The following is a 13,152-nucleotide window of genomic DNA, read 5'->3' on the forward strand; positions in this document are numbered from 1 at the left end:
TTTCCTTCAAAAAATAAAATAACTTAGCGTTTTCAAACGGGGGCACCGCTCGCCGGAGACCCCATTCGGCGGGGGCTTCGCCCTCCGCATCAATCCCATTAGCGAACCCCGAATGCCGGTGTCGCGCATCCCCCGTTTTGGGGATTCATCGGACTTTTCGGTGATCGCTTTCCGCGCCGCATGGTAAGATCCTCCGCGTGCGGGGGCTATTTCATGACCGAATCCTTTTTCACGGACCCGCGCGTGGCGGACCTGCGCGCTCAGATCATGTCAGCGATACTCGGCGAAGCCCGCTGGGAAGATTTTCTGGGGAGCCTTTGCGGCGTTCTGCCCAATGGGGCTGCGACCCTGTTTTACCACGATACGTCGGTCGTCCGCGGCGCCTTTGCCCTGGCAGCCGGGATAGATCCGACCTCCCTCGAGGCATATGCCGAGCATTACTGCGCGCTGAACCCCTGGATGCAGGCCGCCACACGGCGCCCCATCGGACTGTCGGTGCCCGATGGCGCCATGTTCGACCGAAGGGAGCTCGTGAAGACCGAGTTCTATAACGATTTCCTGCGCCCCAACAATCTGGAGGGCGCGATCGGGGTGACGCTCACGCGCAAGGAAGACTGCCATTTCTTCCTGAGCGTGCTCGGCGACGTTCAGGAAACCGAGGCCGAGCGTGCGGCATTGCGCACCCTGCGCGCGCTCGTGCCGGACCTCCGGCGCGCCTTCGAATTCTACCAGCGCAGTGCGGCGACCGGCCTTCCCGGACCGCAGGGCTCGGATATCGGGACGATGGTTCTTGGCCCGCGCCGTAGGCTCCGGTCATCCAGCGGCGAGGCGACACGGCAACTGGAGCTGGGCCGCGTGATGTCGGTCGGACCGACCGGCCGGGTGGATTTCAAGGACGGTCGCATCGCGAGGCACATAGACGACTGCCTGGCATCGGCCCACAAGCGCACCGCAGGTCCGGCGCCGCGCGCGATCCTCGCGGCCGATCCATCCGGGGCGCCCCTGCGTCTTTCCGTAATGACCTGGCCCTGGGCGGACGGCATGCGCTACTTCCGCGGGCCGGAATGCCTCGTGCTGGTCGAGGCGACGGGATGGTCGGCGGGCGACATTGCCGAATTCGCCCGGCTCTACGGCCTGACGCCGCGGGAAACCGACACGGCCTACGCCCTCCTGACCGGCCTCGCGCCGCACGAGATCGCGGCCGGCCTCGGCGTCAGCCTCGAGACCGTGCGCTCCCACATCCGCGCGATCTTCGCGAAGACCGGCACGTCCCGGCAGCCGCATCTGGTCAGCCTGATCGGGAGATGCGCCAGTCGATGATGCCGCGGGGCTGGGGAGGAGGATTGCGCTCCGGCACCCGGACGCCGATCCGGGCTGATCGCGCAATTTCGGCCGCGAGGAGCGCACTTGGCAGACGCTGCGGACCTTCGGCGGCGGGTCGGGGCAAAGGGCACAACCTATGTTGTCGCGCCATCGGCCCGGGCGATGCCATCAGCGGCAAGTAGGGTCCCCATCGCACCCCGCGACCACCGTTCTTCCGGTTCTTGCTTGGGAAACAGCACTTGGCCAGCGACACGCGCGACACCTCCGACCTTCGCCTCCGAGAGGCGAAGCACCGCTTCGCCAACTCGCTCACCCTCCTCAAGGCGCTCGTGCAGCGGGAGCTCCGCAAGGTGGAGGGGCCCGAGGCGCGCGAGGCCCTGACCTATATCGGCGAAGCGATCGAGATCGTTCACACCCTCAACCACACCGCAAGCCGGGAGGGGTGTGGAACCGGCTTGGAGGAGCAGTTGACGGAGATGGCCCGGACCTGGCAGCGTCTCTGCAACGGCCATATCGAGATCGCCGTCGACGTCTCCCCGGATTTCCGGACCGAAAGCCAGACCGCCCGGGACATCCTGTTGATCACCCAGGAATTGATCCTCAACGCCGTCAAGCACGCGTTCCCAAACGGGCGCAACGGGACCGTCAGGATCGAGTTGACCCGAGACGCGACCGACCATGCTGTTCTTGTGGTGGGAGACGACGGAGTGGGGCTTTCGGAAAAGGTCATGGCCGATGGGAAGCCCCACGAGGGCAGGCAGCTGATCTCCATGCTGGCCCGGAACATTGGCGGCGCCGTGGAGGAGGCGAAAGGCGTCGAAGGCGGGCACACGGTCCGGGTCCGCTGGCCGTCCGGTGGCCTGGAATGACGCAGTCGTCCCGACTCATCCGCAAGCTGCGGCATGGCGCCAGGCTGTCCGACGACGACGCGGCGCGCCGGAAGCCGTGACCAGCGCCGCGCGGCGGGTGCGCTCGGGCGATGACATCGTGTCCGAAGGCGAGGGCACGGGTCACGTCCACTTCGTCGCGTCCGGCACGGCCTGTCGCTACAAGCTGGTCGAGGACGGGCGACGCGCCATTGTGGCCCTGCTCCTGCCCGGCGACTTCTGCGACCTGCACGTCGCGATCCTCGACGAAATGGATCATTCGATCGGCGCGCTCACGGATTGCGAGGTCGCCAGCATTCCGACGGCGGAATTGCTGAGGATGCTCGACCAGTATCCATCGATCAATCGCGCCTGTCTCTGGGCGACGCTCGTGGACGAGGCGGTGCTGAGGGAATGGCTGGTCAATATCGGCCGCCACTCGTCGGAGAAGAATCTCGCGCATCTTTTCTGCGAGATCTATGTCCGTCTGCACACCGTCGGACTGACCGAAGACCATTCCTACTGGATGCCCTTCACGCAGCAAACTCTCGGCGACCTCCTTGGCATCACGCCGGTCCACGTGCAGCGGACGATGTCGCGTCTCCGGGGCGCCGAACTGATTTCCCAGCAGGGAGGTCACATCCGCCTGCTCGACTTCGACGCCCTGGCGGAGTTGGGGGAGTTCGACCGGACCTACCTGAATCTCGGAAAAGGGTCAGGGCCTTAGGGGTTTGAAGATGCGCTACTATTTCGACATCAATGACGGCACCGGGCTGGAGCGTGACCACGAAGGTCAGGATCTGGGCTCCCTGGACGAGGCCAAACGGGCCGCCGTTCAGGAATTGGTCTTGATCTTCCGGGACGAGTTGCCGGACGGCCAACGCGCGAGCTTCGTGGTCTCCGTTCGCGACGCCCAGGGCAAGCCGGTCTACGTGGCAACCGCACAGGTTCTGGGCGAAGAACTCCTGTAGAACCGATAGCCGCGCAGACGCGCTGCCGGTCCCGTGGGTCCGTCGACACGCTCTCGGCGGGGCGGGTTCAGCGCGGCAGAGGTCGCGCTCCGCAAAACGCTGCCGTGCCGCGCCGGCCAGCGGACCGGCGGTGTCGAAAGGTCGGACAACCGCCCTGCCCGCCCGATGATCCTGACCGGCTCTGACCAAAGGCGGCGGCATGCCCGCGGCCGCGTTTATGAGGCCGCACGGCCGATCGGACCGCGCCGCATGACGTCGGAGACACGCGAGGCACCGACGCGCGTCGTGACCTGGACGGCCACGGCCCCACATGGCACGCCAAGACTATGCCACGCGGCCAATGCTGCGTTCCGGCGGGTGCAGGGAGTTCCCATGCGGTTCTGGACAATCATCGCGCTGATCCTCGTCCTCTCGGCGGTCGGCTTGACCTACGAGATCGCGGCGGGCCGGGTGCTGGCGCCGTTCTTCGGCACCTCGTTGCTGACCTGGACCACGGTCATTGCCGCCGTCCTCGCCGGTTTTTCGGTGGGCAGCGCTCTCGGGGGGCTGATCGCGGAACGGGACCGGGCAGAGGCGATGCAGACCGTCCGGAAGGCGCTGCTCGCCACCGCCGTCCTGATGGCGCTGTCGCCGCTCGTGCTCGGCACGGTCTACACTCTCGGCGCGCGCGGCACCTGGGGCATGGCGGTCTCGGTCGTGGTGGCGTTCTTTCCGGCCTCGGTGCTGGTCACGCTGCCGTCTCCCCTGCTTGCGAAACTGGCCGTGGAGGCACGGCCGGGGCGCGAGGGGTCGTCGCTGGGCCTGGTGCTGGCCGCGGGATCGGTGGGGGCGATCGCGGGGGCGGTGCTTTCGGGCTTTGTGACCTTGCCGCTGATCGGCTCCGCCGCCACCTTCACCGTCTGCGGCGCGGTGACGCTGGCCTGCCTGCCGGTCCTGCGCGCGGCCGCGGCCGGGCGCGCGGGGGACGCGACGCGGCTCGGTTCCCTCGTGGCCGCCGCCTTCGTCGTCGGCGGATCGCTCCTGGCCGGGCCGATCTGCCGTTACGAATCCGGGCTGTCCTGCCTCGACGTGACCCGGCAGGGCCGCGCGGTGTTTCTGGTCTCGGACGGCACGGCCCAGGCCGCCGAGCGACCGGGAGCCGGCCCGGGCGACGCGCTTGTCCTGAGCTACACGCAATGGCTCTGGCAGCGCATGGACCGCGATCTGGGGCCGGCGCCCTCGGTGCTGTTCATCGGCGGCGGCGGGTACACCCTGCCGGCGAGGCTGCTGGAGGACCGTCCCGCGGCCCGCGCGGTGGCGGTCGAGATCGACCCTCTGGTCACCGAGGTCGTGCGCCGCCACCTGCCCCGGGCCGGGGCAATGATCGCCGAGACCGGCTTCGACCTCGCGCAGGGCGGGGAAAGCGGGCGGCTCGGCATCCTGCACGCCGACGGGCGGGTCTTCATCAACGAGACGGATCTGCGCTTCGACGCCGCCGTGATGGATGCGTTCTCGTCGAGCTCGGTGCCCGCGCATCTCGCGACCAGGGAGACCTATGCCCGGCTGCGCGAGATCGTGGACGGCCCGGTCTACGTCAACCTGCTGGACCGGCCCGACGGGCGCCTCGCGCGGGGCATCCATGCCATCCTGACCGAGCTCTATCCCCACGTGCGCGCCGTGCAGAGCCCGATCTGGGAGACCGGCCGGGCCAACATCGTCATGATCGCGGCGGACGCTCCGATCACCGCGCTGGATGATTTGCCGACCGACTACGCCGTCACGCAGATCTCGGACGCGCGCGCCTTCACCGACGACCGCGGATGGAGCGGGCACCGGTAGCGCTCCCCTGGGCGGTGTCGGCAGGGGGCCTGCCGCCCTCGCTCGTCGTCAGAGCGAGCCCAGGTCGCCCATGCTCCGGTCCAGCCGCCCGGCGCGCCGCGCGGGGCCGGCACGGACCCCGCGTCGCAGCCGCGGAGGCTTTTCTCCGAAGGGGATGCGACAAGCCGGCCCGGAACAGCTTACCCACGCGGCGGGCGGCCCGCCGCCACCACGTTGCAGGTCCCCAGCACACCCGAGGCGCCGCCTACCCGGCGCTCGGGGTCGAGCGGCGAAGCCCGCCCGTCCGCCTGGCCGCTCTGCGCATTTCGTCAGCCTCGCCATGGGCGACGTGATCGGCGGAAACGCATTCGAGGTCATGTTCCGCGACGCGGCCGACCTGGTCCATGACGGCGCGATCTATGCCGAGATCGACGACACCCGGCGCGGCAGCGCGCTGATCGCGCTGGCCATGGCCCGGCATCCTGCTGCCGGGCATGCTGCGCCGAGCGAAGGAAGGCTTCGCCAAGATCGGCTTCGAAAGCGTCCTGGTGCTGGCGCTCTACGGCCTGTCGGGGGCCGTGATCCTGACCCGAGGGCGCCCGCGCCGCACCGGGCGCCCCGCACGTCACGCATCGCTTGCCGATACAGGTTGCACGGGACAATCCCCCTGTGTCGGGTCGTGCATCCCGCGCCGTCAGCGCGGGTTTGACGGGGGCGCCGCCGCGTCCCCACCCCCGCCGAAGTCCGCGACCCGCCGATCGCGCTACAGCGTCGCCCCGATCTTCCACGGCACGAACTCGTTGTCGCCGTAACCCAGCACCTCGGAGCCGGGCTGGTCGCCCGACGCCATGTCGAGCACCCGGTCGTAGATCGTCCGGCCCATTTCGGCGATGGAGACCTCCCCGTCGAGGATCACCCCGCAATCGATGTCGATGTCCTCGGACAGGGCGCGGGCGACCTGGCTGTTGGAGGCGAGCTTGAGCGATGGCGTGGGCTTGTAGCCCGCGCAGGACCCGCGCCCGGTGGTGAAGACCAGCGCGTTCACCCCCGAGGCGATCTGCCCGGTGGCCACGACCGGGTCGTAGCCCGGCGAATCCATGTAGGTGAAGCCCGGCCCGTCGATGCGCTCGCCGTATGCGTGGACCGAGGCGACCGGGCTCAGTCCGCCCTTGGCCACCGCGCCGAGCGACTTCTCGAGGATCGTGGTCAGCCCGCCGCGCCTGTTGCCGGGCGACGGATTGTTGTCGAGCGTGGTGCCGTTGCGCTCGGCATAGTCGCGCCACCAGTCGATCATGCCCCTGATGCGCGCGCCGCCCTCGGTGTCCGCGCGGGCGATCAGCAGGTGCTCGGCGCCGTAGATCTCGGGCGTCTCGCTGAGGATCGAGGTGCCGCCCGCCGCCACCAGAAGGTCCGAGGCGTGGCCGAGCGCCGGGTTGCAGGTGATCCCGGAGAACCCGTCGGAACCGCCGCATTGCATGCCGAGAACCAGCTTCGAGACCGGCTGGGTGCTGCGCCGGTCGGCGTTCGCGGCGGCCGCGATGGGGCGCAGAAGCTCCAGCGCGCGCCGCACCGCCGAGCGCGATCCGCCGACATCCTGCATGTTGAAGGCGTGGAAGCGTTCGCGCGTCCAGTCCGACGGCTGGTAGAGCGTGATCTGGTTCACCTCGCAGCCCAGCCCGACAATCAGCACGCCGCCGAAATTCGGATGGTCGCGGTAGCCCTTCAGAACCCGGATCAGCGCATCGTAGCCCGGCCCCTGATGCGCCATGCCGCAGCCCTGCCCGTGCACGACGGGCGCGAAGCCGTCGATGCCGGGAAACTCCGGCAAGAGGGTGCGGTTGGCCTCGGCCGCGATGGCGGCGCAGACCGTGGTGGAGCAGTTCACCGAGGCGATGATGCCGATGTAGTTGCGCGTCCCCACCCGCCCGTCCGGGCGCAAATAGCCCTCGAAACTGGTGCGCTCCGGCGCGTCGGGCAGCGCGCCTTGCGGCGCGGACATCTCGGCGTGATCGGCCGGCATGGCGCAATTGTGCGTATGCACGAACGCGCCGGCGGCGATGTCCGCGGAGGCCACGCCCATCATCTGGCCGTATTTCACGACCGGCGCGCCGGCGGGCATGGCCACCCGGGCCACCTTGTGGCCGCGCTTGACCTCCTCGCGGGCGGTGATGCCGGCGCGGGTCTCGCCGGCGGGCCAGTCGCTGAGCGCGACGGCGACGGTGTCGCTGTCCGACAGGATCATCACGCCCTGGCTCATGATACCGCTCCCGTCCGGCCCGCGATGGCGTCGAGGCGCGGCGCCGCGAAGTCCGGGTGCTGCTGCCGCACCCAGTCCAGGAAGGCACCGATCCGGCGCTCGACCTTCTGCGCATGGTTGTGCGCGATGTCCGACAGGCGGTGATGCAGGAACGGGTTGCGGAACCGGTCGAGCGTGGTGTCGCGGTAGGACCGCGCCGCGTCGGCCATGCCCCGCAGCGCGAAGCCCGGCATCACCTCGTTCTCCAGAATGGCGCAGAGATCGCTCCCCAGCTCACCGGCCAGCGCCTCGTCCACGCAAAGACCATCATGGCCGCCCTGCACCTGCCAGAGATGCACCAGCGCCGTGTGGCCGAGATTCAGGATGTGCAGCTTCAGCCGCTCGATCTCCTCGAGGTCGTCGACCATCACCACCGACACGTGATCGGTCGGCGCCGACAGCCCGGGCTGCGCCGCGATGGCCCAGAGCGCGTAGGGCTCGGCCACCGCGCCGGCGGGCTCGATCGGTTCGGACACGATGCGGTCGACCAGCGAATTCACCCAGCGGCAGCGTTCTAGCCAGCCGGTCAGGTCGTCGGACGCCGCCTGCCTGGCGGCGATCTCCCGCACCCGGGCCTTCAGCACGTCGCCGTTGCCGTTGATCAGTTCCAGCGGAAAGATGTCCAGCGGCCTGCCCCCGGCGGCGTGGCGCGCGGCCAGCAGGTGATAGAGCTTCGCCGGGTAGCTCATCGCCTGGTCGAAGACCGGGCCGTCATCCGCCGGCGCCGGTTCGAAGCCGCGGTCCCCGGTATTCGACACCACGGCCTCCGCCTCCTCGATCATCACGCGCGCGATCTCGGCGTGGTCCGTCGCGGTCGAGAGGGTGCGCCGCACCGAGGTGACGTGGCGCGCCTCGTCGATGGTCCGGCCCTCGGCGACACCGCGGATGCGGACGGGATACCCGGCGGCCAGATGCGCGAGACGGCGCGCCCGGCCGGCATCGCCCGAGGATTGCACGACCGTCACCGCGCGCGGCGGCGTGCCTTCGTGGAAGAACAGGTCGGCATGCGCCTGCAAGAAACGCGAGGTGCCGAATTGCAGGATCGGGGTGGTCTCAGACATGGATCAGCGCCTTCACCACGGAGCCGCGATCCTCGGACCATCTGGGCAGGTCGGTGACCGCGTTCTCCAAGGTCGTGCGGTGGGTTGCGAAGGCGTCGATGGGCACGAGGCCCCGGGCCATGCAGGCCACCACGTGTTCGAAATCGGCCTTGAGCGCGTTGCGGCTGGCGATCAGCGTGGTCTCGCGTTTGTGGAACTCGGGGTCGGCGAAGCTGAGGTCGCCCTTGACCACCGACAATAGCACGTAGGATCCGCCATGCGCCACGTATCGCAGCCCGGCGTTCATCGCGCCGATATTGCCGGTGGCGTCGAAGACCGTGTCGAAGCTCGCCGCGCCGGCCTGCTCCACCGTTTCGCAGGTGGCGTCCGGCAGGATGGCCTGCACCAGCTTCAGCCGCTCGGCGGAGGTGTCGCGCACGGTGACCCGGGCCCCCGCGATCTGCGCGAAGAGCGCGGCGCCCGCGCCGATCGGTCCGGCGCCGACGATCAGCGCGCTCGACCCTGCCGCCAACCGCGCCCGGCGCACGCCGTGCGCGCCGATGGCGAGGAACTCGACCATCGCCGCGGCGCGCGGCTCGAGGTCGGGGGCGGGATAGGCGTTGGCCTCGGGGATCACGATCTCCTCGCACATGCCGCCGTCGCGATGCACGCCCAGCACACCGATATTCTCGCAGCAATTGGGCTTGCCGATTTCGCAGGCATGGCAGGTGCCGCAGGTCATGTAGGGATTGACCACCACGAGGTCGCCACGCGCGATGCGCCCGTCGCTGCTGTCGGCCATGGCGCGGGCCGCGAGTTCGTGGCCCATGGTGCGCGGATAGGACAGGTAGGGCTGCTGGCCCTTGTAGATGTGATAGTCGGTGCCGCAGATGCCGATGGCCTCGACCCTCAGCCGGATATGTCCCGGCCGGTCCTCGGGCCGCGGCGTGCGGCGGATCTCGATGCGGTCGGGTTCGACGCAGACCAGGGCGCGCATCTCGTTGGATGTCTCGGCCATGGGGGTCCTTTCTTCAGACGAGGGCGAGCGACAGGGCGGGCACGAAGGTCACGGCCATAAGCGCCAGAAGCAGCGCCGCCATGAAGGGCCATCCGTCCCGGACGAAGTCGCCCACCGAACATTTCGTGAGGTTGCACACCAGCAGCATGACCGTCCCCACCGGGGGCGTCAGCGTGCCGACGGCAAGGTTGAGGATCATCACGATGCCGAAATGAACCGGGTCGATGCCGAGGTCCGTGACCACCGGCTTCAGCAGCGGCACCAGGATGATGAGAAGGGCGTTGCCCTCGATGAACATGCCGAGGATCAGCAACACGACGTTGACCGCCACCAGGAACAGCCACGGGTTCTGCGTCAGGACCGTGATCCATTCGGCCAGCGCCACGCCCGCCCGCTCCAGCGAGAAGATCCAGGCCAGCGCCGACGACATCATGATGACGAGCAGCACCGCGGCGGTCTGGCGCGCCGTCTGCCCGAAGGCGTCGGTGAGATCGCGCAGGGTCATCTCGCGATAGACGAAGAGACCGATCGCCATCGTCAGGACCGCCGCCACGGCGCCCGCCTCGGACGGGGTGAAGACGCCGAAGCGGATGCCGCCGATGATCACCGCGATGAGCAGGATCGCGGGCCAGGCGGCGAGGATGGTGATGCCGGTGTCCCTCGCGGTGGGCGCGGTCTCGCGCGAGGGCGCGTGGTTCTCGCGACGGGCGACGACATAGACGGCGGCGAAGAGCAGCGCGGCGCAGAGCAGCCCCGGCAGGATCCCGGCGATGAACATCGACCCGATCGAGACGTCGGCCACCAGCCCGTAGATGATGAGCGCGATGCCCGGCGGCAGGATCGGCGTGATCAGCGACGAGGCGGCGGTGATCGCGGAGGCCTGGCCGAGGCGGTAGCCCGCGCGTTCCATGTCCGGCACGACCATCCGGCACATCATCGCCGCGTCGGCGAGGTTCGAGGCCGAGAGGCCCCCCATCAGGGTCGAGAGCATGACATTGGTGTGCCCCAGCCCGCCGCGCAGGCGGCCGACCAGCAGATCCGCCACCGCCAGGAGCCGCGAGGCGATGCCGGTGGCGCCGAGCAGCGAGCCCAGCAGGACGAAGAACGGGATCGCCAGGAGCGAGGTGTTCTGCGTCGGCGCGATCAGGCGCTGGACGCCGATCTGCAGGGGAATGCCCGCGAAGAACACGAAATAGGCCAGCACCGCCGCGAACATCGCGAGGTAGATGCGCATGTTCAGCGCGAAGAGCGCGAACATCAGCAGAATGACAATGGTCCAGGTCACGCCGCGGGCCCTTTCCGGTCGGGCGTCGATGGCACGAAGGCCAGTTCGGCGCCGGGGTCGTCCTCGATCCGCAGGCGCCCGGTGACCGCCTGCGCCAGCCTGCGGCCCAGCACGATGAAGATGCCTGCGGCCCCCACAACCACCGCGAGGTCGATCCAGAACCAGGAGATGCCCAGGAGGCGCGTCCGCTTCGTGACGGCCGATTGCGCGAGGTCCCAACCGAGCCAGGCCATGGCGGCCAGGAGGCCGAGCGAGAGGAGGCCCACGGCAAGCGCGATCCGGCGTTGCGCGCTGCCGGGCAGGATCGAGGTGACCACATCGATCGTGAGGTGCTCGTTGCGCCACTCGCAGCCGATGGCGCCCAGAAAGACGATCCAGATCATCAGGAGCCCCGAGAATTCCTCGGTCCACTGGAACGGCGCGGAAAAGACGTAGCGGGCCACCACCGAGACCGCGGTCACGCCCACGAGGACGAGCACCAGGAGGCCGGCGGCCCCGGATACGCCCCGGAAGAGATAGCTCATGTCTGGAAATCTCCGGCAGAGGCGGAAGCGGCGCCGTGGCGCCGCCTCCCGGTTGGTTCACAAGGCCGCGCGCCGCCCGGTCGGGCATGCGCGGACCGGGGAGCGCGGCTCAGGACCCCTGCGCATCGATCAGGCCCTGGATGCGCTCGTAGAGGCCGTCGGACCATTCCGGGAACTCGCCGTAGACCGCCTGTGCGGCGTCGCGGAACGGGGCCAGGTCGGGGCGGATGATCTCGACGCCCGCCGCTTCCATGTCGGCAAGGATCTGGTCGTTCGAGTCCTGTGCCAGCTCCTGGCTGTAGAGACCCGCCTCGCGGCCGGTCTCGTGCAGCATCTCGACGGTCTCGGGCGGCAGCGTGTCGAAATAGGCCTGGCCGCCGAGCCACAGCGAGGTGTTCACCAGGTAGTCGATCATCGTCAGGTACTTGGCCTGCTCGTGCAGCTTCTGCCCGTAGAGCACCGGAAGCGGGTTCTCGACTCCGTCGATCACGCCCTGGGTCAGCGCCGGGTAGACCTCGCCCAGCGGCATCGGCGTGGCGGTGCCGCCCATGGCCTCGATCGCCTTGATCTGCATCTCGTTGTTCGGGGTGCGGATCTTCAGGCCTTCCAGATCCTCGGGCGTGCGCACCGGCTCCGTGGTGAGCAGCTGGCGCGTGCCGTAGAGGTAGTTGTCGATGACGATGTGGATGCCCTGCGCCTGCAGCGACTCGTTCTTCTCCTGGAACCAGTCGGACTGGTAGATCTCGAAGAGCGATTCCGGGTCTTCGGCGAGGTAGGGCCCGAACAGGATGCCGAGATCCGGCTCGTAATCGGTGAGGAAGCCGACATCTGCGATGGTGACGACGTTCAGGCCGGCCATCGCCTGTTCGATCACGTCCTGCTTGGAGCCGAGCTGCGAGGAGGGGTAGAGTTCGAGCTGCACCTCGCCGTTCGAGGCCTCGTCGACCAGTTCGGCCCAGCGGTTCATCACCAGGTCGGCGGGTTCGCCGGGGTTGTTCTCGTAGGCCACGCGAATGGTCGTCTCGGCCAGCGCGGTGCCGGCGCAGAGGGTGAGCGCGGCGGTGCCTGCCATGAGCTTGGCAAGGGTCATTGGGATCCTCCCGTTTGGATAAGTCAGTCTCCGGCAGCCGCGTCCCGCGACGGCCAGGGGGTCGGTGTCGCGCCGTCCTTGGCGCGGTCGGCCAGCCATTCGGCGAGCGTGTCGCTCGAATGCTGGAAATGCTCTGCGAGGGCGCGCGACAGCATCTCCGCCTCACCCGCGCGCAGCGCCGCGATGATGCGGGCATGCTGGTCGAAGGCCACGTCGGTCGCCGGGCGCCGGGACTTGCCGACCTCGAGATAGAAGCGCATCGGCTCGGCCATCACGCGGTACATGCGGCTCAGCACCTCGTTGTGCGCGGCATCCACCAGCGCGAGGTGAAAGCGGAAGTCCTGCCCGGCCGCGTCGGCGGTGGTCAGCGCCTCGCGCATCCCGACATTGGCGGCCTCCATCTCGGCCAGATCGGCCTCGGTCACGTAGGCCGCCATCAGCGGCGCCGCGCCGGTCTCGTTGATCCGGCGGAAGTTCAGCACGTCGGTGAAGGTCTCGGCGGAGGTGCCGAAGAACTGGGTGAACCCGCGGAACATCGTGCCGAAATCCGGCCGCGTGACCATCGGGCCGCGTTTGGTCTTGCGCACCAGGTCGAAGGCTTCGAGGTGGATGATCGTCTCGCGGATCGTGTTGCGCGAGACGTCGAAGCGCTCGGCAAGATCGCGCTCGGTCGGCAGCAGATCCCCGGCCGAATACTTTTCGAGGATCTCGCGGCGAAGCGTTTCGCGGATGTCCTCGACTGCGCTGCGTCCGACCATGACGTACGCCTCCCCTGTGGTTGGACCATAGGACCACAGCGTTCGGGAGGATGCAAGGTGGAAGGAGTGGGAAAGAATCCTGCCGCTGCGGTGCCTTGCCGCCTCAGCCCCCCGGCACTGCAGGAAAACGCCCGGACGCGAGTGCGGTCCGGGCGGTCGGATTCGGTCGAACGGAGGCAGGCTG

General features: G+C 68.8%; 13 protein-coding genes. 5 read left to right on the top strand and 8 right to left on the bottom strand.

The window, feature by feature from the left end; genetic code table 11:
* Nucleotides 1-213: 213 nt before the first annotated feature.
* From ACXYMW_RS01885 to ACXYMW_RS01905, 5 genes are all read left to right on the top strand, one after another.
* Nucleotides 214-1,320, top strand: coding sequence for a helix-turn-helix transcriptional regulator (locus ACXYMW_RS01885; RefSeq protein WP_459033591.1), 1,107 nt, complete (start codon nt 214-216; stop codon nt 1,318-1,320).
* 242 nt (nt 1,321-1,562) lie between these two features.
* Complete coding sequence (locus tag ACXYMW_RS01890) at nt 1,563-2,192, top strand: ATP-binding protein (RefSeq protein ID WP_459033592.1); 630 nt, start codon at nt 1,563-1,565, stop codon at nt 2,190-2,192.
* 76 nt (nt 2,193-2,268) lie between these two features.
* Nucleotides 2,269-2,916, top strand: coding sequence for a Crp/Fnr family transcriptional regulator (locus ACXYMW_RS01895; protein WP_459033593.1), 648 nt, complete (start codon nt 2,269-2,271; stop codon nt 2,914-2,916).
* A gap of 10 nt (nt 2,917-2,926) precedes the next feature.
* Complete coding sequence (locus ACXYMW_RS01900) at nt 2,927-3,160, top strand: DUF6894 family protein (protein WP_459033594.1); 234 nt, start codon at nt 2,927-2,929, stop codon at nt 3,158-3,160.
* A gap of 372 nt (nt 3,161-3,532) precedes the next feature.
* Nucleotides 3,533-4,978, top strand: coding sequence for a fused MFS/spermidine synthase (locus ACXYMW_RS01905; protein ID WP_459033595.1), 1,446 nt, complete (start codon nt 3,533-3,535; stop codon nt 4,976-4,978).
* A gap of 244 nt (nt 4,979-5,222) precedes the next feature.
* Here the strand turns inward: ACXYMW_RS01905 and ACXYMW_RS01910 are convergent, their stop codons facing one another.
* From ACXYMW_RS01910 to ACXYMW_RS01945, 8 genes are all read right to left on the bottom strand, one after another.
* Nucleotides 5,223-5,483, bottom strand: coding sequence for a hypothetical protein (locus tag ACXYMW_RS01910; protein WP_459033596.1), 261 nt, complete (start codon nt 5,481-5,483; stop codon nt 5,223-5,225).
* A 237-nt stretch (nt 5,484-5,720) separates the two neighbouring features.
* Nucleotides 5,721-7,214, bottom strand: a complete 1,494-nt coding sequence (locus tag ACXYMW_RS01915) for a UxaA family hydrolase (RefSeq protein WP_459033597.1) — start codon at nt 7,212-7,214, stop codon at nt 5,721-5,723.
* Entirely contained in the window at nt 7,211-8,314 is a 1,104-nt protein-coding gene (locus tag ACXYMW_RS01920; RefSeq protein ID WP_459033598.1) for a mannitol dehydrogenase family protein, read from the bottom strand. Before ACXYMW_RS01920 ends, ACXYMW_RS01915 begins: the two co-directional genes overlap by 4 nt.
* Nucleotides 8,307-9,311, bottom strand: coding sequence for a zinc-binding alcohol dehydrogenase family protein (locus ACXYMW_RS01925; RefSeq protein WP_459033599.1), 1,005 nt, complete (start codon nt 9,309-9,311; stop codon nt 8,307-8,309). Before ACXYMW_RS01925 ends, ACXYMW_RS01920 begins: the two co-directional genes overlap by 8 nt.
* Nucleotides 9,312-9,324: 13 nt before the next feature.
* Nucleotides 9,325-10,596 (bottom strand): TRAP transporter large permease, encoded by a 1,272-nt coding sequence (locus tag ACXYMW_RS01930; RefSeq protein WP_459033600.1) that lies wholly within the window; start codon nt 10,594-10,596, stop codon nt 9,325-9,327.
* A complete protein-coding gene (locus ACXYMW_RS01935) occupies nt 10,593-11,120 on the bottom strand; it encodes a TRAP transporter small permease (protein ID WP_459033601.1) in 528 nt (175 codons plus the stop codon). The genes ACXYMW_RS01930 and ACXYMW_RS01935 overlap by 4 nt, the downstream gene beginning before the upstream one ends.
* A 109-nt stretch (nt 11,121-11,229) precedes the next feature.
* Nucleotides 11,230-12,210 (bottom strand): C4-dicarboxylate TRAP transporter substrate-binding protein, encoded by a 981-nt coding sequence (locus ACXYMW_RS01940; protein WP_459033602.1) that lies wholly within the window; start codon nt 12,208-12,210, stop codon nt 11,230-11,232.
* Nucleotides 12,211-12,233: 23 nt separating this feature from the next.
* Entirely contained in the window at nt 12,234-12,968 is a 735-nt protein-coding gene (locus ACXYMW_RS01945) for a FadR/GntR family transcriptional regulator (RefSeq protein ID WP_459033603.1), read from the bottom strand.
* Nucleotides 12,969-13,152: the final 184 nt, after the last annotated feature.

This window comes from Roseivivax sp. CAU 1761, assembly GCF_054482755.1.

What these genes read in the sequence shown, in the direction of transcription:
- ACXYMW_RS01940 (WP_459033602.1), bottom strand. Translation starts at nt 12,210, where the DNA reads ATGACCCTTGCCAAGCTCATGGCAGGCACCGCCGCGCTCACCCTCTGC.
- ACXYMW_RS01900 (WP_459033594.1), top strand. Translation starts at nt 2,927, where the DNA reads ATGCGCTACTATTTCGACATCAATGACGGCACCGGGCTGGAGCGTGAC.
- ACXYMW_RS01885 (WP_459033591.1), top strand. Translation starts at nt 214, where the DNA reads ATGACCGAATCCTTTTTCACGGACCCGCGCGTGGCGGACCTGCGCGCT.
- ACXYMW_RS01915 (WP_459033597.1), bottom strand. Translation starts at nt 7,214, where the DNA reads ATGAGCCAGGGCGTGATGATCCTGTCGGACAGCGACACCGTCGCCGTC.
- ACXYMW_RS01920 (WP_459033598.1), bottom strand. Translation starts at nt 8,314, where the DNA reads ATGTCTGAGACCACCCCGATCCTGCAATTCGGCACCTCGCGTTTCTTG.
- ACXYMW_RS01925 (WP_459033599.1), bottom strand. Translation starts at nt 9,311, where the DNA reads ATGGCCGAGACATCCAACGAGATGCGCGCCCTGGTCTGCGTCGAACCC.
- ACXYMW_RS01905 (WP_459033595.1), top strand. Translation starts at nt 3,533, where the DNA reads ATGCGGTTCTGGACAATCATCGCGCTGATCCTCGTCCTCTCGGCGGTC.
- ACXYMW_RS01935 (WP_459033601.1), bottom strand. Translation starts at nt 11,120, where the DNA reads ATGAGCTATCTCTTCCGGGGCGTATCCGGGGCCGCCGGCCTCCTGGTG.
- ACXYMW_RS01945 (WP_459033603.1), bottom strand. Translation starts at nt 12,968, where the DNA reads ATGGTCGGACGCAGCGCAGTCGAGGACATCCGCGAAACGCTTCGCCGC.